Raw genomic sequence first — 16,050 nt, 5'->3', positions numbered from 1 at the left:
TGCGCGCCTAAAATGGCGACAATATCACTGTTGTTACGTCTCGGCTAAGCCTTGAACGCACACCGGTTTCGAGGGTGAGCGAAAAAATGAGAGCTTAGGCTGATCATCATCGCCCGAAGCTTGAGTGGGGGTATACCCGGGCATATGATGAAGCAACAGCTCGCACCATTGATGGGCGATTTGTGCCCGAACAGAAGCCGGACCAGATCCGGACAATAAGAAATATCGAAAGGAGAACGACATGAAAGTTGCTGTGATTGGCGCTGCGGGAGGCATTGGTCAAGCCTTAGCCCTACTACTTAAAAATAACCTGCCAGCCGGTTCCGACTTGGCGTTATATGATATCGCACCGGTGACGCCCGGTGTGGCCGTCGATTTGAGCCATATTCCGACCCCCGTGAGCATTAAAGGGTTTAGCGGTGAAGATCCAACCCCGGCGCTAGAAGGGGCCGATGTTGTGCTGATCTCTGCAGGGGTAGCACGTAAGCCGGGCATGGATCGCTCTGATTTGTTCAATGTCAATGCAGGTATTGTTAAGTCATTGGCGGAAAAAATCGCCGATGTGTGTCCAAAAGCCTGTGTTGGTATTATTACTAATCCAGTCAATACCACGGTAGCGATTGCTGCGGATGTCTTAAAAGCGAAAGGCGTCTATGACAAAAACAAACTGTTTGGTGTGACGACGCTGGATGTGATTCGTTCTGAAGCTTTCATCGGCGAGCTTAAAGGAATGGATCCTCGTGACGTCTCCATTCCCGTGATCGGTGGCCACTCAGGTGTGACGATCTTGCCTCTATTATCGCAAGTTAAAGGCGTTACCTTCAGTCAAGAAGAAGTGGAGTCACTGACGCCACGTATTCAAAACGCAGGGACGGAAGTGGTTGAAGCGAAAGCAGGGGGAGGCTCAGCAACCCTATCCATGGGACAGGCGGCATGCCGTTTTGGCCTGTCTTTAGTGCGAGCGTTGCAAGGTGAAGCTAATGTGGTTGAATGTGCGTACGTTGAAGGCAGCGGTGAACACGCACGCTTTTTCGCGCAGCCTGTACATTTAGGTAAAAATGGTGTCGAGGCAATCTTAGACATCGGTGAGCTGAGCGCCTTTGAACAGCAAGCGATGGAAAAGATGTTAGACACCCTGCATAACGATATCCAAATGGGTGAAGAGTTCGCCGCAAAATAAACGGCAAGAACGAAAAAAGCGGCGTCCAATTAGGGCGCCGCTTTTTACATGTAGGCACAAGCGTGATAGCGAGGCATCACTGCGGTGAAGTCTGCGCTGACTAAGCTCTGCGTTGCCTAAGTTCTGTGCTGACTAAGCTCTGTGCTGACTAAGTTCTACGTTGACTTAAGTATTGCGATCAACGGCCAACTTGGCGAGCGCGACTAAGGCTTGTTTGTAGGGCGAATCAGAAAGGCTATCGAGGGCACGGACCGCTTTTTCTGCTTCTTGCTCTGCGCGTTCACGGGTATAAGCGAGCGAGCCACAGACGTCCATACACGCTAAAATAGCGTCGAGTTTGTCGCGTCCGTTCCCTTTTTCGATCGCGTCGCGAATCATCGCCGATTCAGCGTCACTGCCGTGCTGCATTGCATGAAGCAAAGGCAGCGTCGGTTTGCCCTCAGCCAGATCATCACCGGTTTGCTTGCCCATCTCATCATCTTTACTGGTGTAGTCAATGACATCATCAATGAGCTGGAACGCAGTCCCCAGGTAACGGCCATAATCTTGCAGGGCTTTTTCCGTATCAGTATCCGCTTGGTTGAGAATCGCCCCTATCTGTGTCGCAGATTCAAACAAACGCGCTGTTTTTGAATAGATCACCTGCATGTAACTGCTTTCACTGGTGTCGGGATCGTTACAGTTCATTAACTGCAACACCTCACCTTCGGCAATAACATTGGTCGCTTCACTCATCAAATCAAGAATTCTCAGTGAGCGTAAGCTGGTCATCATCTGAAATGAACGCGTATAAATATAATCCCCCACCAAGACGCTTGCCGCATTGCCAAATAAAGCATTGGCGGTGGCATTACCACGGCGTAAGTCGGATTCATCGACCACATCATCATGAAGCAAAGTGGCAGTGTGGATAAACTCAATGAAAGCGGCTGCGGTGGTGTGTTTATCACCTTGGTAACCCAATGCACGCGCGGCCAAAATGGCCAACATGGGACGTAAACGCTTGCCACCGCTGTTAACGATGTAAAAACCAAGCTGATTAATCAGCGCGACATCAGAATTAAGCTGAGCGAGTATTTTTTGGTCGACCTGCGCCATGTCATCACTGATCAAGGCTTGGATTGATTTGAAATCCATGTATATATCCGGGCGTTGTCCTAGTTACTTGCCTGCCGAGCTAACGATACACAACTTACCCCATGTAAGGTGTGAGTCACGATCGCTAATACGTACAGACGGTGATGGATCTTTCGTCAGTATCGGCACTAGAGCGGGTATTAAGAATGACATGGTACACCAGATAACGTATGACGAGATAGCGATCACACCGGTAAAATGTGTGGGAATGAATGCTGAGCAGCTTTTCACCAATTTTCTTGCGTTACCCTCTTGCCTCTAATTAATTTCTACCGTAGAATTCGCGCCCTATTGATGAATTATATGCGCACCCCTTGTTGTTCATAAATGCAGCAGGCCGTGCGGAAATGCGGAGTAAAACATGTACGCAGTTTTCCAAAGTGGTGGTAAGCAACACCGAGTAAGCGAAGGCCAGACTATTCGCTTGGAAAAGCTAGACGTTGAAACTGGCGCAAGTGTAGAACTTGACAAAGTATTGCTAGTGGCAAACGGCGAAGACGTTAAAGTTGGCGCGCCTTTTGTTAGCGGTGCAACCGTAACAGCAGAAGTTGTTACTCACGGTCGCGGCGATAAAGTGAATATCGTTAAGTTCCGTCGTCGTAAACATTCTCGCAAGCACATGGGCCACCGTCAGTGGTTCACTGAAGTCAAAATCACTGGCATCAGCGCTTAAGAGTAGGAGAGAGAAGAGATGGCACACAAAAAAGCTGGCGGTTCCACTAAAAACGGCCGCGATTCAGAAAGTAAACGCCTAGGTGTTAAGCGCTTCGGTGGTGAGTCTGTACTAGCAGGTAACATCATCGTGCGTCAACGTGGCACTAAGTTCCACGCAGGTAGCAACGTAGGTTGCGGTAAAGACCACACTCTATTCGCTCTGTCAGACGGCAAAGTGAAGTTCGAGACCAAAGGTCGTCATAACCGTAAATTCGTTACTATCGAAGCTGAATAAGCTTCAACGCAACGCGAATTTTTGAAGCCCTGCCTTATGGCGGGGCTTTTTATTGTGTCTGGGGATCACCGATCAAGCCACCGCCTCATCACGGTACGCAGATAATCGGCCAACGCTGAAAAATGATCCTAAGATCGATATGATCACCATTCACTAATCTGGGATAAGGCTGGTTGTGAGACGCCATAGGCATTCATAACTGGTGCGGAGAAGTTAGCATGAAGTTTGTAGATGAAGCGATTATTCGCGTCGATGCCGGTGACGGGGGCAATGGTACCGTCAGCTTCCGGCGTGAAAAGTATGTGCCTAAAGGGGGCCCAGATGGCGGCGACGGCGGTGATGGTGGTGACGTTTACCTGCTTGCCGACGAAAACCTGAATACCCTGATTGACTATCAATTTGAACGTTTTCATGCCGCGGCACGTGGTGAGAATGGTCGAGGCGGCAACTGCACCGGGAAACGCGGTGAGGATCGCGTCTTGAACGTGCCGGTGGGGACGCGCGCAATCGATGAAGACACGGGCGAAGTGATCGCAGACCTTACCGAGCATGGTATGCAGGTTATGGTGGCGAAAGGGGGCTTCCATGGCCTCGGAAATACACGCTTTAAGTCCTCGGTCAATCGTGCACCTCGACAAAAAACCATGGGCACGAAAGGTGAAGTACGTGCACTGCGTTTGGAGCTATTACTGCTTGCCGATGTTGGTATGCTTGGCTTGCCGAATGCGGGTAAATCGACCTTTATTCGTGCGGTATCGGCTGCCAAACCGAAAGTGGCTGACTACCCATTTACCACCTTGGTGCCAAGCCTTGGGGTGGTTCGTGTCGCCGCAGACAAAAGCTTTGTCGTGGCTGATATTCCCGGCTTGATTGAAGGCGCGGCAGACGGCGCAGGGCTAGGGATTCGCTTCTTAAAACACCTTGAGCGCTGTCGTGTGTTGTTACACATGATTGATTTGCTACCCGTTGATGGTACCGATCCGGTTGATAATGCGTTTACCATTATTGATGAGCTAAACCAATACAGTGAGAAACTTGCCGATAAACCGCGTTGGTTGGTGTTCAATAAAGTCGATCTGATGCCGGAAGATGAGGCCCAAGCTCAGATTGAGCGTGTGCTTGATGCGCTCGCTTGGGACGATAAGCATTATGCGATTTCGGCGATCAATAAAGCGAATGTGCAACCGCTTATTTATGATCTGATGGCGTCGATTGAGGCACTGCCTGCGCCGAAGCCAGAGGTTGAGCCTGAAGATGAAACCGTCGCCTTTAAATGGGATGATCATCACGAACAACAGCTCAAGCAAGACGACGATAACGATGATGACTGGGATGATTGGAACGAAGACGACTACGACGTCGAGATCATCTACAAGCCATAATCAGACTCACGCCGCTGCCGATTGCAGCGGCTTTTTTTTGTCCGTGATTTAGCGAACAATTGAAGAGACTTTTATTTGCATCAAAGACTGGCATGAGCCAATCGCCAATACTGAAGGCGTCGCAGAGAGAGAAGAGGGATTTTGGGTGACAAAACGACTTACTGAGCCAGAGCAACGCGCGATATCACGTTTAGTGATTGAAGTTGGGCAACGGCTATTACAGCATGGTGCGGAGAGCAAACTTGTCAGTGATGTAAGTATCCGGCTCGGTCGTGCGTTAGGGTTAGACAGTGTTGAGCTGTCGTTATCCGCCAGCTCGTTGGTGGTGACCACCTTGAGTCATGGTCATTGTATTACCACGGCAAGACGTAGCCCAGATCGTGGTATTAACATGAAAGTTGTCACAGACATACAGCGGACCGTGATCTTAGCAGAGAAGGGCTTTCTCGACGCGTTAGCGGTACGTAAACGCTTAAGCCGTATCAAACCATTCCGTTACCCTCCTTGGCTCGTTGTTGGGATGATAGGCTTGTCATGTGCCGCCTTTAGCCGGTTAGCTGGCGGCGATGCCGTGGTGTTTGCGCTGACCTTTGTCGCCTCTGCCACCGGCATGCGGGTTCGGCAACTTATCGCCCACCGTCACTTTAACCCTTTTTTGACCTTTGCAGTGACCGCTATGGTGACCACTCTCCTATCCAGCACGGGAACCATCATGGGATGGGGCAATGAGCCTTTTTTGATCATGGCATCATCTGTCTTGATGCTGGTCCCTGGGTATCCCTTTATTAATGCCGTCTCGGATATGATGAAAGGATTTGTGGATATGGGGATCGCACGTTGGACCATGGCGTCATTACTGACCCTTGCCACGGCAATGGGTATTGTGGGGGCGATGAACTTGGTAGATGCATGGGGCTGGTTATGAGCTTACTTGTGGCGTTATTGCAAGATATGTTCTTTGCGATGATCCCTGCCGTGGGATTTGCGTTAGTCTTTAATGTTCCGGTGAAAGCGCTTAAGTATTGTGCTTATGGCGGTGCGGTTGGGCATGGTTTACGCTTTGTTCTGATGGAGTCGGGGGTGGCGATTGAGTGGGCGACACTGGCCGGTGCGACCACGATTGGTTTTCTGGGCGTGTATTGGTCTCAGCGCTTCCTGGCTCACCCGAAGGTTTTTACCGTCGCTGCAATTATTCCCATGATTCCAGGGGTGTACGCGTTTAAGGCCATGATCGCGCTAGTGACGATTAATAACCAAGGTTACAGCCCGGTGCTATGGGCCAGTTTGATTGAAAACTTACTCAGCGCTGGCTTTATTCTCTCCGCGTTGGCAATTGGTCTTGCGATGCCTGGGCTATTGTTTTATCGTCGCCGACCAGTGATCTAATCGAGGAAGGCGAGCGCAATGCGAATTAGTTTAGTGGCCGCAATGGCAAACGACCGCGTGATCGGAAAAGACAATCAAATGCCTTGGCACTTGCCCGCTGATTTAGCGTGGTTTAAGCGTACAACACTGGGCCACCCTGTGGTGATGGGACGTAAAACCTTTGAGTCGATTGGACGCCCGCTGCCTAAGCGTGTCAATGTGGTGATCAGTGGTGATGCGGACTTTGCGCCCGAGGGCGTGACTGTGGTGCGCTCTCCCGAGCAAGCGCTTGAAGTGGTGGCCGGCTATGAAGAAGTGATGGTGATTGGCGGCGGTACTATTTATCAAGCGTTTTTACCTCAGGCTGATCGTTTGTATCTCACCTTTATCGATTTAGACGTTGACGGTGATACCCGTTTTCCAGAATGGGGAACCGGATGGTCAAAAACCGAGGTCGGCACGCATCCCGTGGATGAGAAAAATGCGCACCCTCTTACCTTTACGGTTTGGGACCGCGCTTAACCTTTTGTCTATTCGGCGGGAACGGTAAAGCAGGCTTTGTCTTCCCAACGCAGGAGCGTCAACTTTCCTCCCCAGACACAGCCGGTATCTAGCCCATAAAGTTTGGGCTGAATAGTGCCATTCAATGCCGCCCAGTGACCAAAGACTACGGCTTGCTCAAGCGGTTGGCGATTAGGTACCTCGAACCATGGTACTAAGCCACTGCCTAAGGCTTGATCAGGGGGGAGTTTGCACTGCATATCCAAACGTCCGTCAGGGGAACAAAAACGCATCCGCGTGAAGCTATTAATAATATAGCGATAACGTGCTATCCCGGTCAGCGTAGCATCCCATTGATCAGGGCTGTCATGGTACATATTCTCCAATAACCAAACTTGGTCTTCACTCCGCAGAATCGTTTCCACCTCACGGGCGCAGGCGACGGCAGTCGATTTATCCCACTGCGGACTGATGCCGGCATGGGTCAGCAGAAACCCGCCGTCTGGTGCGGGTACATCGCGTATTAGCGGCTGTTGAGCCAGCCAGTTTAATAGTCTGTCTGCGTCTGGCGCATCAAAGATAGGTTGCGTTTTATCTTTTGCTTTGACGGGTTTAATCCCATTGGCGACCGCCAGCAAATGGAGATCATGATTGCCCAATACCAACTTTGCGGATTCACCAAGCTGATAAAAATACCGTAAAACTGCGAGGGAATCGGGACCGCGTGCGACGAGATCGCCGACCGAGTAAAGCGTATCTCGGGCCGGCGAAAAGTCAGCTTCAGCCAATAAAGCATGTAGCGCTTTATCGCAGCCGTGGATGTCCCCGACAAGATAGGTAGCCATATGCCTCCTTGGAGGAGTTAGTGAAGAATGTTGGGGAGCGCGAGACGGAAAGGTGCAATATTGACCTTAAAAGACTGCGCATCTTGATTTTGCATGGTGTAAAACCCTTGCATCACCCCAACAGGCGTTTCAATGATGGTACCACTGGTATAGGTATACTTTTCGCCTGCGGCAATCTTAGGTTGCTCGCCGACAACCCCCTCACCTTCGATTTCCAACTCCTTGCCATTAGCGTCAGTGATCAGCCACTTTCTTCGCATCAACTGTGCGGGGGCGTCTCCTACATTTTTAATCGTGACCGTGTAGGAAAAGACAAAGCGTTCATGGTCTGGTTCCGATTGGTCTTCCACGTATTGAGTGGCGACGTGGACCTCGAATTGCGCGGGTTCAGTGGCTTGCAAGTCAAGACTCCTGTTTATGATGAGTGATTGGCATCTAACCAATTTGCGAGGCGAGAGAATTGCGCCAGTGTCATGTTCTCTGGACGTAAACTGGGATCGATTCCGAGCTCGGTTAAGGTGTCAACATCGACCAGCGATTTGAAACCGTTCCGGATAGTTTTGCGGCGTTGATTAAAGCCTTCACGACAAACACGTTCCAACCACGACAAATTAGTGACTGGATGCGGTAAGGTTTTATGTGGGACGAGGCGAACGACCGCAGAATCGACCATGGGCGCTGGCTTAAAGGCGCTTGGCGGTACTTCCAGCACGGGCACCACTTTGCAGTAGTATTGTGCCATGACCGTGAGGCGGCCATAGGCTTTAGTGCCTGGGCCTGCGGCCAAACGTTTTACCACCTCTTTTTGTAGCATGAAATGCATATCCTGTACGTGGTCAGTAAAGGAAAAGAGATGAAACATCAATGGGGTGGAGACATTGTACGGTAAGTTACCGAAAATGCGCAGAGGCCCCTGCTTTGCCAGCTCAGCGAAATCAAACGCCATGGCATCGGCTTCATGAACCGTCAGCTTTGGTCCCATAAATGGATGGCTTCGCAGGCGCGCGGCAAGATCGCGGTCGAGTTCGACCACGTTGAGGTGATCGACTTGTTCGGTCACCGGTTCGGTCAATGCGCCTAAACCCGGGCCAATCTCTACCAGGTTTTCACCAGATAAAGGATTGATTGCCGCGACAATACCGTCGATGACATACGGGTCGTTTAGGAAGTTTTGTCCGAAACGTTTTCTGGCACGGTGGCCTTGATGGACTTTATCGCTCATGCTTTGCTATCTACTAATTCAATGGCGTGGGAGATGGCCGTCCGCAGGCTTCCTGTATCCGCCGTACCGGTACCCGCTAAATCCAATGCGGTACCATGATCTACTGATGTTCTAACAAATGGGAGGCCCAAGGTGATATTCACCGAGCGCCCAAATCCTTTGAATTTTAACACAGGTAAGCCCTGGTCGTGATACATCGCTAAGACAGCGTCGGCGTCTTGCAAATATTTATCCTGAAAAAGGGTGTCGGCGGGCAGTGGGCCAATAATATCCATGCCTTGTTGGCGTAACTCATCAAGCGCTGGCTCAATGATGTCGATTTCTTCTCGACCCAAGCAGCCGTCCTCTCCCGCGTGCGGATTGAGACCGCAGATATAAATGCGCGGTTGCTTAATGGCGAATTTTTGTTGTAAGTCTTGATGCAAAATCGCAATGACGTCATGCAAGCGCTCACGGGTAATAGCTTTAGCCACATAGGCGAGTGGGATGTGCGTCGTCACCAGCGCGACACGTAAGCCTTCGGTGGCCAGCATCATCACCACTTGGTTGACGTTGGCGTGTTGGGCAAAAAACTCAGTATGACCGCTGAAGGAAACGCCGGCGCGATTAATGATCCCTTTATGGACAGGCCCGGTGACAACCGCTGCAAATTCGCCGGTCATATTGCCTTCTGCCGCACGAGTCAGCGTGTCGAGCACATAGCGACCATTGGCCTCATCTAACTGGCCTGGCACAACATCTGCGCCCATCGGGATATCTGCAACGACCAGCTCCCCTGCTTGATGAGGGCGAGGCCGTGCTGATGGGTCATAGTCCCGCAAACTCACGGCGAGATTGAGCGCTTCGGCTCGCGCTGCCAGCATCTGTTTATTGGCGATAGCTACCAGCTGATGTGGCCAAGAGAGCAGGGCCATTGCTAAGACCAAATCCGGACCAATGCCCGCCGGCTCGCCAGGGGTGATTGCGATACGCTCAGCTGTCATCATTGATCACCTCAACATAGGCACCCGCGCGCAGCTCTTGCAGCCAGGCTTGCGCTTCTTCATTAAATTTGCGGTTAAACAGCATACGGTAAGCACGGTTTTTAACCGCCGCATCGGTTTTATCGACATCGCGACGATCGGTCACTTCAACCACATGCCAGCCATGCACGGTCTTAAAAGGCTCACTAATTTGACCTTTTGGCAAACTATCGACTTTGGCTTTAAACGCGGGCACATAAGCTTCTGTGGTTGACCAGCCTAAGTCCCCCCCGTTAACGGCAGAGCCCGGGTCATCACTATATTGTTTGGCGAGGTCGGCAAAGGTTTGTTCGCCACGCTCGATTTGTGCAATCAGCTGATTGAGCTCTTTTTTCGCTCCTTTATCACTGAGTACGATCGAGGGTTTGATCAAAATATGGCGGGCTTTAACTTCGGTAACGGCGACCGTTTCCAAACCTTGCACATCATCGATTTTCAAAATATGAAAACCCACACCACTGCGAAATGGCCCGATAATAGCGTCTTTTCCTTGGTTGGTAATTTGGTCGGCGAAAATCGTTGGCATTTCTTCTAGGCGCAACCAGCCCCAATCACCGCCATCAAGTGCTTTGGGTCCCTTAGAATATTCCATCGCCAGCTCCGCCACGTTGCCGCCATGACGTAATGTATCGACTAAGCGATACGCTTGCTTTTTCACCGCGTCACGTTCAGCTTTGTCCGCATCATCATCCAATTTGAGTTGGATGTGAGAGAGCTTATAACGCACTTTTTGCATCTGCTGTTCGTTAAGCTGACTGGCTAATGTCTCAACTTCTTGCGGCAAAATGCTAATACGGCGGCGTACCTGTGCATTGCGCGCTTCTGAAATCGTGAGCTCTCGGCGAACTTGCTCGCGATATTGATCCCATGCGATCCCTTGCTCTGCCATTTTGTCGCGCAGAGCATTCACACTGACCGATTGCTCTTTAGCAATATTTTTGATCGCTTGTTGTAACTGGCTGTCGTCAATTTGGATGCCTAGCCGCTTTGCTTCCTGTAGCTGTAGTTCTTCAACAATGAGTCGCTCGCGCATCTGCTCTTCAAGAACGTCTTGAGGCGGTAATTCACGATCTCCGTTGGCCGCATTACGGGTGACCGTTTGGCGCATGGCCGTCATTTCACTGTTCAGCACCACACCATCATTCACAACTGCGATGACGCGATCTAGCTCTTGAGGTGCTGCTTGGGTTAAGGGGGTCAGCAACACTAAAACGCCAGTGATGAGGGCGTGACTCCATTTGTTCATGCTTTGTCCACTTTTTTTCATAGGTTCAACAGTCCAGACCACAATAAGGCGTGTTAGTTCTTTAATGCAAAGGGATCACGATAACCCAGAGCGTTGCCTGAGTCAGTGTTAAAGTTAAAGCCACTGTCAGCTCCCAATCCGAGTAAGCTGAATGACAAGGTAACATTGTTGTCGTAAACCGGATCGGCGTTAATATCAGCGCGCGACATTAAGTACTCGTTGTAACTTAACCCGACGACCCAACAGTCTGAGCGATAGGTGAGGCTAACTTGGTTTTCCAACATGACATCTTGGGTAAGGTCGCGCCAGTATTGGCCTGTAAAACTTAGCCCGCCGCCGAGAGGAAACCCTGTGACGACGCCAGCTTGTGAGAGGCCATCATCGGTGAGCCGGCTGATGTCTCGGTTTGGCAGCGTCGAGACAATATATTCTTGTGCGACGTAGCGATAACTGGTTTGTGCATAAAACTGGCCGCGGCGATATTCAGCAATCGCGTTACCAAACTGCATTTCGCGTAAGTTGCTGTCATATTGCATCGATGCGCGGACAAACAAGTTGTCATCAATGTTGGCTTCCCCTTCTAACGCCCAAGACGAATAATCAAAGGTTTCTGCATCTTGGTTAGACGGTTGGTCAAAGTAGTAAATTTGCCCAAAGGACAAATTCAGACGCTCTTTATATCCGCCATCATAAAAGCGGGTCGTCGCGCCGTAGGTGAGTTGGTTTGCCGGATTAATGTAATCAATGCTACTGAATTGATTACCGCGAAATAGACCGTAGTAGTCGGTTTGCAAGCGTGCGGTATCATAACCGCCGCCACTAAAGTTGACCGGATTATAGATACCGTCTTGATCCACATCTTTAATATACAAATATTGGACTTGCGGCTCGATAGTTTGGCTGAAATGACCGCCCATGGCCCAGAAGTTACGCTCTAGGACAACGCCAGAGTGCAGGCGCAGAGTGGGGATTTTTCGCTCGACTGAATGGYTCAGCTCCGCATTAGATTCTGCATCCTGGATGGCGCTATCAAAGCGCTGATCATAGTGCGTATACAGCATGCTGGCTTCCGCCGTGGCATTAAACCAAGGGCGGGTATATGGCAGCGTTAGGGTCGGGGCTAAATGTGTCCGGGTGGCTTCGGGTTTATTGGGATCATCGTTAGCAAATACACTAAATTGCGCAGGCACACTAATATCGAGCCAATCCGTGACTTGTGGCGCGTAGTAGTTAAGATCCACTTGTGGCATCAAGCGATAGACACTGGTACCTTCTGTTAGCGCTTGGAAGTCGCGAACACGAACTGTACTGTTCCAATCTAAACCGCGATAACTGATTTCGCCCGTTTGGAGTAGCGTGTTGTCTTCTCGTTTGCCCACATTAGAGTCCAGGCTCTGAAAGTAAGCGATATCACTGACTTTGCTGTAATCTGCTTCGTAGCGCCAGTGACCTTGTACACCGCTATGTTGCCAGTTGAACCCCCAACGTGAATCGAGCTCGGGGTTGAGTTGATCGTCAGGCAGGTATTCAGAGTAAAGCGACCCGCTTCCTATTGGTGTAAGGTAGCGAATGTTGGTCTTTAATTGAACGCCTCGCTCAGACATATATTTGGGCGTGAGTGTGGCATCCAGTTGCGGATGGATATTCCAATAAAACGGCGTTTCCATCTCGATGCCATCACGATCACTCCAAGTAAGCGACGGATATAAAAAGCCTGTCAGCCGACCTTCTTCTACCGGTACACGCAAATAAGGCAGATAAAAGATCGGGACGTCCATTACCTCAAATCTAGGGTGATAAAGATCAGCAAATAAGCTGCTGTCTTCTTTCTCAATTTTTGAGGCAGAAAACCGCCAGCTTTTATCTTCATCTGGACACGTGGTATAGGTGCCATCCTCAAGCTCGTAGAAGGTGGTGCCGTTTTTAAACACCCGTTTCGCCTCGCCCCGTCCTGGGGTACATAGCATCTTATACTGGGCGTTATTCAGCGTGGTGTCTTCGCTTTCGAGGTTGGCTTGTAGATAATCTGATGTCACCATCATCTGGCCATCATTGAATACCACATCTCCTTGTGCCGTAACGATCCGCTCTGGATCGCGTAAGGTTGCGGTATCGGCCGTCATCTTTCGGTGGCCTTGCGTAACTTCGACATTGCCACTATAGATGGCTTTGTCGTTGGTCTGCGCCTCAGCACGATCTGCGACCACACGAATGGGGGCGTTATTTACATCCTGTGTCTGCTCGCTGGCCGGAACGCACTGGGCCTCCTTGTCAGAGCAAGGCTGAGTCGCTGGGTCTGTGTTGGCAAACACAAGGGCTGGGCCGTAGAGCGCCAAGCTGATCATGGTGGCTAAAAAGCTACGTGCAGTCGGTGACATTGAAGAAGACATTCCTGTTTTATCTGATTGCGTGGTGTACACGAAGGCAACGCATCAGTATGCTTTGGCTGCAAAATGCGATTATCATAAATCAATTTGCGCCCGGCATCACCTTTAAATGTGCAGGGTGTGAAACTAGCAATGAGACCATGGCATGCGACTAAATGGCAAGGTAATTGGGGCAATTCTCGGCACATTGTTGGGAGGCCCAATCGGTTTTCTTCTTGGCCTTTTCTTAGGTCATCAGTTTGATAAAGCGAAACAGCGCGCGCGTTTCGGCGGTTTGGGTGGCCAAGGGCCACAAGCACAACGTGTTTTTTTCCATGGCACCTTTGCCGTGATGGGACATATGGCGAAAGCTAAAGGGCAGGTGACGCAACAAGAAATTCAGCTCGCCAGCTTATTGATGGATCGCATGCAGTTGCAAGGTGAAGCTAGGCAACTGGCCCAGCAGGCGTTTCGCGAGGGAAAAGACAGTGACTTTCCGCTGGATGAAACCCTCAACAGTATTCGTGCCTTAAGCCAGGGGCAACGTGATTTATCGCGTGTCTTTTTGGAAATGCAGATACAAGCTGCGTTTGCTGATGGTGAGATCCATCCTAAAGAGCGTGAACTTTTGTATGTAATTGCCGAAAAGTTGGGCTTTTCGCCACAGCAACTGGAACAGCGCCTGCGAATGCAAGAAGCTGCGTTTCGCTTTAGTCAAGGCTATCAAGGCGGCTGGCAGCATCAATCCGATGGCCCCGGTGCGCCGCCGCAGCAGAATGAAATCGACGATGCCTATGATGTATTAGGTGTTGACGCTTCTGCTTCCTCTCAGGAGGTGAAAAAAGCGTATCGGAAACTGATGAATGAGCATCACCCCGATAAATTGATGGCGAAAGGTTTACCGCCAGAAATGATGGAGATGGCGAAAGAAAAAGCGCAAGAAATCCAAAAAGCGTACGACGTAGTGAAAAAAGCCCGCGATATATAGCGGGCTCGTTAGGTTGATTAATCGTCGCGATCATCAATCCAGCGCATCAATCAGCGTGTGTTGTGGTGCACCACGAAAGAACCCATCAATATTGGCGATCAGCTGTTGTGCCAGAGTGTGAACGGCTTCGTCAGCGCCCCAAGCAATATGCGGGGTGACAATAAGGTTGGGTAATGATGCTGCAACTAACGGATGTGCGTCGGGGGCGGGCTCTTGACTAAGCACATCCAAGCCAGCACCACCAATTTGGCCGCGTTTTAACGCGCATAACAGGGCCTGTTCATCCACGAGATCGCCGCGCCCAGTATTAATCAAAATGGCATGCTGTGGCATCTTGGCCAACACATCTTGACTAATCAGATGTCGGGTTTTGTCGGTTAACGGGCAATGCAGCGACAGCACATCAGCCTGTTGAATCACCTGTTCAAAGGGCTGGTAGCCTGGCCGGCAATGGCTCGCCCCTTGATGCTCGGCAAACATGACTTTCATGCCTACGGCCTGGGCCAATTGCCCGACCGCTTCTCCTAGTGCGCCTTTGCCAATAATCCCCAAGGTACTGCCAGCAACACTGCCTATCGGGTGAGTAAAAAAGCAAAACTGGCCCCGTTTTTGCCATTCACCTTGACGCACATCGGCATGATAACCCATCAGCTGACGTTTTAAGGCGTAAATCAGAGTCATGACATGCTCGGGCACGGATTGGGTGGCATACCCTTGTACGTTGCAGACTTGTACGCCGTGTGCCTGACAAGCCGCTAAATCGACATTGTTGACCCCGGTTGCCGCGACCGCGATCAGTTTTAGCTTGGGAAGTGCAGTCAGTATTGCTTCATTGATCACGACTTTATTGGTGATTGCCACATCGGCATGTTGCAGGCGATCGATCACGTCACCGGGAGCGGTGGCAGGGTAGGATTGCCAATGATGGGGGTGATGAAGCGTTGGCAGCGTAATGTGAGCAGGAATGGTGTCTCTATCGAGAAAAACCACCTTGATGGGGGTGTGATGAGCCATGTTGATCTCCGTGTCTCAATGCATGGCCCTAGAATGTGAGATTAGTAGCTTTTCTGCAAACCTTAATGGTCAGCCTGTGAGGTTAGCAGGCGCAAGCTGATACTCACTCGCTAGTCGATTATCCGGCATCTGCGGATAAAATGCGCAGGGCGCTTGAAAGTGCATCGGCGTTTCAGTGACAGGATGCAAAATGCTTAACTCTGCGGCATGCAAATGAAGGCGAGAGGCATACTCAAAGGCTTCTGGCAGCGCATAAAACTCATCGCCGACAATCCCATGCCCAAGGGCCTGCATATGCACACGGAGCTGATGAGAGCGGCCGGTGAGAGGATACAATGCCATTAAGCTTGTCTGTGCATGCTGATGCAAACAGCGGTAGTGCGTTTGCGAGGGCTTGCCGTGTTCAAAACAGACCTTCTGTCTGGGGCGATTGGGCCAGTCGCAAATCAAGGGCAGATCGACATTTCCCTCGTCGTGTATAGGGTGCCCCCACACTTCGGCGTAATACAACTTGGTGGGCACGCGCTCGCGAAATTGCGCTTTAAGGTGTCGCTCAGCGGCTTTGTGCGCGGCAAACGCCATGACGCCAGAGGTCGACATATCTAAACGATGGACCAGCTCTGCGTCCGGGAATTCGGCTTTAACCCGTGACCACGCACTGTCGTAATGCGCAGGATCACGGCCAGGGTTAGCCAATAATCCACTGGGTTTATTAATTACCACCAAATCGGCATCTTGATACAAGATATCGAGCCAAGGTGTGGTGGGAGGGTGATACTCAATGATTGCCATATAAGGGTTCGGGGCCGGTTGGCCCCGCCTTCGTTCAAAGG

Annotated in this window: 17 protein-coding genes; 8 read left to right on the top strand and 9 right to left on the bottom strand. The window is 50.7% G+C overall.

Annotation, left to right across the window (positions count from 1 at the left end):
- The first annotated feature begins 241 nt into the window (after window positions 1-241).
- On the top strand, window positions 242-1,180 hold the full coding sequence (gene mdh / locus BZG75_RS06345; protein WP_077576488.1) for a malate dehydrogenase: 939 nt from the start codon (window positions 242-244) through the stop codon (window positions 1,178-1,180).
- Between the two features lie 165 nt (window positions 1,181-1,345).
- Here mdh and ispB read toward each other — a convergent pair whose 3' ends face one another.
- Complete coding sequence (gene ispB / locus BZG75_RS06340; RefSeq protein ID WP_077459968.1) at window positions 1,346-2,317, bottom strand: octaprenyl diphosphate synthase; 972 nt, start codon at window positions 2,315-2,317, stop codon at window positions 1,346-1,348.
- A gap of 361 nt (window positions 2,318-2,678) precedes the next feature.
- Between ispB and rplU the strand changes: the two genes are divergently transcribed.
- The 6 genes from rplU (at window position 2,679) to folA (ending at window position 6,535) form a co-directional block, all read left to right on the top strand.
- Entirely contained in the window at window positions 2,679-2,990 is a 312-nt protein-coding gene (gene rplU / locus BZG75_RS06335) for a 50S ribosomal protein L21 (RefSeq protein WP_021023346.1), read from the top strand.
- Between the two features lie 18 nt (window positions 2,991-3,008).
- Window positions 3,009-3,266 (top strand): 50S ribosomal protein L27, encoded by a 258-nt coding sequence (gene rpmA, locus BZG75_RS06330; protein ID WP_025675203.1) that lies wholly within the window; start codon window positions 3,009-3,011, stop codon window positions 3,264-3,266.
- A gap of 218 nt (window positions 3,267-3,484) precedes the next feature.
- Window positions 3,485-4,648: an Obg family GTPase CgtA gene (gene cgtA, locus BZG75_RS06325; protein WP_077459967.1), complete on the top strand. Its 1,164-nt coding sequence runs from the start codon at window positions 3,485-3,487 to the stop codon at window positions 4,646-4,648.
- A gap of 145 nt (window positions 4,649-4,793) precedes the next feature.
- On the top strand, window positions 4,794-5,573 hold the full coding sequence (locus BZG75_RS06320; RefSeq protein WP_077576487.1) for a threonine/serine ThrE exporter family protein: 780 nt from the start codon (window positions 4,794-4,796) through the stop codon (window positions 5,571-5,573).
- Window positions 5,570-6,034, top strand: coding sequence for a threonine/serine exporter family protein (locus BZG75_RS06315; protein ID WP_077576486.1), 465 nt, complete (start codon window positions 5,570-5,572; stop codon window positions 6,032-6,034). The genes BZG75_RS06320 and BZG75_RS06315 overlap by 4 nt, the downstream gene beginning before the upstream one ends.
- Before the next feature lie 18 nt (window positions 6,035-6,052).
- Window positions 6,053-6,535, top strand: coding sequence for a type 3 dihydrofolate reductase (gene folA / locus BZG75_RS06310; protein ID WP_077576485.1), 483 nt, complete (start codon window positions 6,053-6,055; stop codon window positions 6,533-6,535).
- 8 nt (window positions 6,536-6,543) lie between these two features.
- Here folA and apaH read toward each other — a convergent pair whose 3' ends face one another.
- Genes apaH through lptD form a run of 6 tightly spaced genes read right to left on the bottom strand, consistent with a single transcriptional unit; the run spans window position 6,544 to window position 13,227 of the window.
- The gene (gene apaH, locus BZG75_RS06305) at window positions 6,544-7,359 is read right to left on the bottom strand and encodes a bis(5'-nucleosyl)-tetraphosphatase (symmetrical) ApaH (RefSeq protein WP_077459964.1); all 816 of its coding nucleotides are present in this window, start codon (window positions 7,357-7,359) and stop codon (window positions 6,544-6,546) included.
- A 17-nt stretch (window positions 7,360-7,376) separates the two neighbouring features.
- Window positions 7,377-7,760 (bottom strand): Co2+/Mg2+ efflux protein ApaG, encoded by a 384-nt coding sequence (gene apaG, locus BZG75_RS06300; protein ID WP_077576484.1) that lies wholly within the window; start codon window positions 7,758-7,760, stop codon window positions 7,377-7,379.
- Between the two features lie 14 nt (window positions 7,761-7,774).
- A complete protein-coding gene (rsmA, locus tag BZG75_RS06295) occupies window positions 7,775-8,581 on the bottom strand; it encodes a 16S rRNA (adenine(1518)-N(6)/adenine(1519)-N(6))-dimethyltransferase RsmA (protein ID WP_077576483.1) in 807 nt (268 codons plus the stop codon).
- Window positions 8,578-9,567 carry a 4-hydroxythreonine-4-phosphate dehydrogenase PdxA gene (pdxA, locus tag BZG75_RS06290; RefSeq protein ID WP_077576482.1) on the bottom strand — a complete coding sequence of 330 codons (990 nt, stop codon included), beginning with the start codon at window positions 9,565-9,567 and terminating at the stop codon, window positions 8,578-8,580. The genes rsmA and pdxA overlap by 4 nt, the downstream gene beginning before the upstream one ends.
- A complete protein-coding gene (surA, locus tag BZG75_RS06285) occupies window positions 9,554-10,849 on the bottom strand; it encodes a peptidylprolyl isomerase SurA (RefSeq protein ID WP_077576497.1) in 1,296 nt (431 codons plus the stop codon). The genes pdxA and surA overlap by 14 nt, the downstream gene beginning before the upstream one ends.
- A 53-nt stretch (window positions 10,850-10,902) precedes the next feature.
- Window positions 10,903-13,227, bottom strand: coding sequence for an LPS assembly protein LptD (gene lptD, locus BZG75_RS06280; RefSeq protein WP_077576481.1), 2,325 nt, complete (start codon window positions 13,225-13,227; stop codon window positions 10,903-10,905).
- 154 nt (window positions 13,228-13,381) lie between these two features.
- Between lptD and djlA the strand changes: the two genes are divergently transcribed.
- Window positions 13,382-14,203, top strand: a complete 822-nt coding sequence (djlA, locus tag BZG75_RS06275) for a co-chaperone DjlA (protein WP_077576480.1) — start codon at window positions 13,382-13,384, stop codon at window positions 14,201-14,203.
- A 33-nt stretch (window positions 14,204-14,236) separates the two neighbouring features.
- Here djlA and BZG75_RS06270 read toward each other — a convergent pair whose 3' ends face one another.
- Both BZG75_RS06270 and rluA read right to left on the bottom strand, forming a co-directional pair.
- On the bottom strand, window positions 14,237-15,217 hold the full coding sequence (locus BZG75_RS06270; protein ID WP_077576479.1) for a D-2-hydroxyacid dehydrogenase: 981 nt from the start codon (window positions 15,215-15,217) through the stop codon (window positions 14,237-14,239).
- Window positions 15,218-15,286: 69 nt separating this feature from the next.
- A complete protein-coding gene (rluA, locus tag BZG75_RS06265) occupies window positions 15,287-16,009 on the bottom strand; it encodes a bifunctional tRNA pseudouridine(32) synthase/23S rRNA pseudouridine(746) synthase RluA (RefSeq protein WP_021023361.1) in 723 nt (240 codons plus the stop codon).
- Between the last annotated feature and the right edge of the window lie 41 nt (window positions 16,010-16,050).

It is taken from the genome of Salinivibrio sp. AR640, assembly GCF_001995405.1.
In the GTDB taxonomy this organism is placed as follows: domain Bacteria; phylum Pseudomonadota; class Gammaproteobacteria; order Enterobacterales; family Vibrionaceae; genus Salinivibrio; species Salinivibrio costicola.
This window is presented reverse-complemented; position numbering and strand designations above follow the sequence as displayed.

What these genes read in the sequence shown, in the direction of transcription:
- folA (WP_077576485.1), top strand. Translation starts at nt 6,053, where the DNA reads ATGCGAATTAGTTTAGTGGCCGCAATGGCAAACGACCGCGTGATCGGA.
- pdxA (WP_077576482.1), bottom strand. Translation starts at nt 9,567, where the DNA reads ATGATGACAGCTGAGCGTATCGCAATCACCCCTGGCGAGCCGGCGGGC.
- ispB (WP_077459968.1), bottom strand. Translation starts at nt 2,317, where the DNA reads ATGGATTTCAAATCAATCCAAGCCTTGATCAGTGATGACATGGCGCAG.
- rluA (WP_021023361.1), bottom strand. Translation starts at nt 16,009, where the DNA reads ATGGCAATCATTGAGTATCACCCTCCCACCACACCTTGGCTCGATATC.
- BZG75_RS06270 (WP_077576479.1), bottom strand. Translation starts at nt 15,217, where the DNA reads ATGGCTCATCACACCCCCATCAAGGTGGTTTTTCTCGATAGAGACACC.
- surA (WP_077576497.1), bottom strand. Translation starts at nt 10,849, where the DNA reads ATGAACAAATGGAGTCACGCCCTCATCACTGGCGTTTTAGTGTTGCTG.
- mdh (WP_077576488.1), top strand. Translation starts at nt 242, where the DNA reads ATGAAAGTTGCTGTGATTGGCGCTGCGGGAGGCATTGGTCAAGCCTTA.
- BZG75_RS06315 (WP_077576486.1), top strand. Translation starts at nt 5,570, where the DNA reads ATGAGCTTACTTGTGGCGTTATTGCAAGATATGTTCTTTGCGATGATC.
- rpmA (WP_025675203.1), top strand. Translation starts at nt 3,009, where the DNA reads ATGGCACACAAAAAAGCTGGCGGTTCCACTAAAAACGGCCGCGATTCA.
- rplU (WP_021023346.1), top strand. Translation starts at nt 2,679, where the DNA reads ATGTACGCAGTTTTCCAAAGTGGTGGTAAGCAACACCGAGTAAGCGAA.
- djlA (WP_077576480.1), top strand. Translation starts at nt 13,382, where the DNA reads ATGCGACTAAATGGCAAGGTAATTGGGGCAATTCTCGGCACATTGTTG.
- rsmA (WP_077576483.1), bottom strand. Translation starts at nt 8,581, where the DNA reads ATGAGCGATAAAGTCCATCAAGGCCACCGTGCCAGAAAACGTTTCGGA.
- cgtA (WP_077459967.1), top strand. Translation starts at nt 3,485, where the DNA reads ATGAAGTTTGTAGATGAAGCGATTATTCGCGTCGATGCCGGTGACGGG.
- apaH (WP_077459964.1), bottom strand. Translation starts at nt 7,359, where the DNA reads ATGGCTACCTATCTTGTCGGGGACATCCACGGCTGCGATAAAGCGCTA.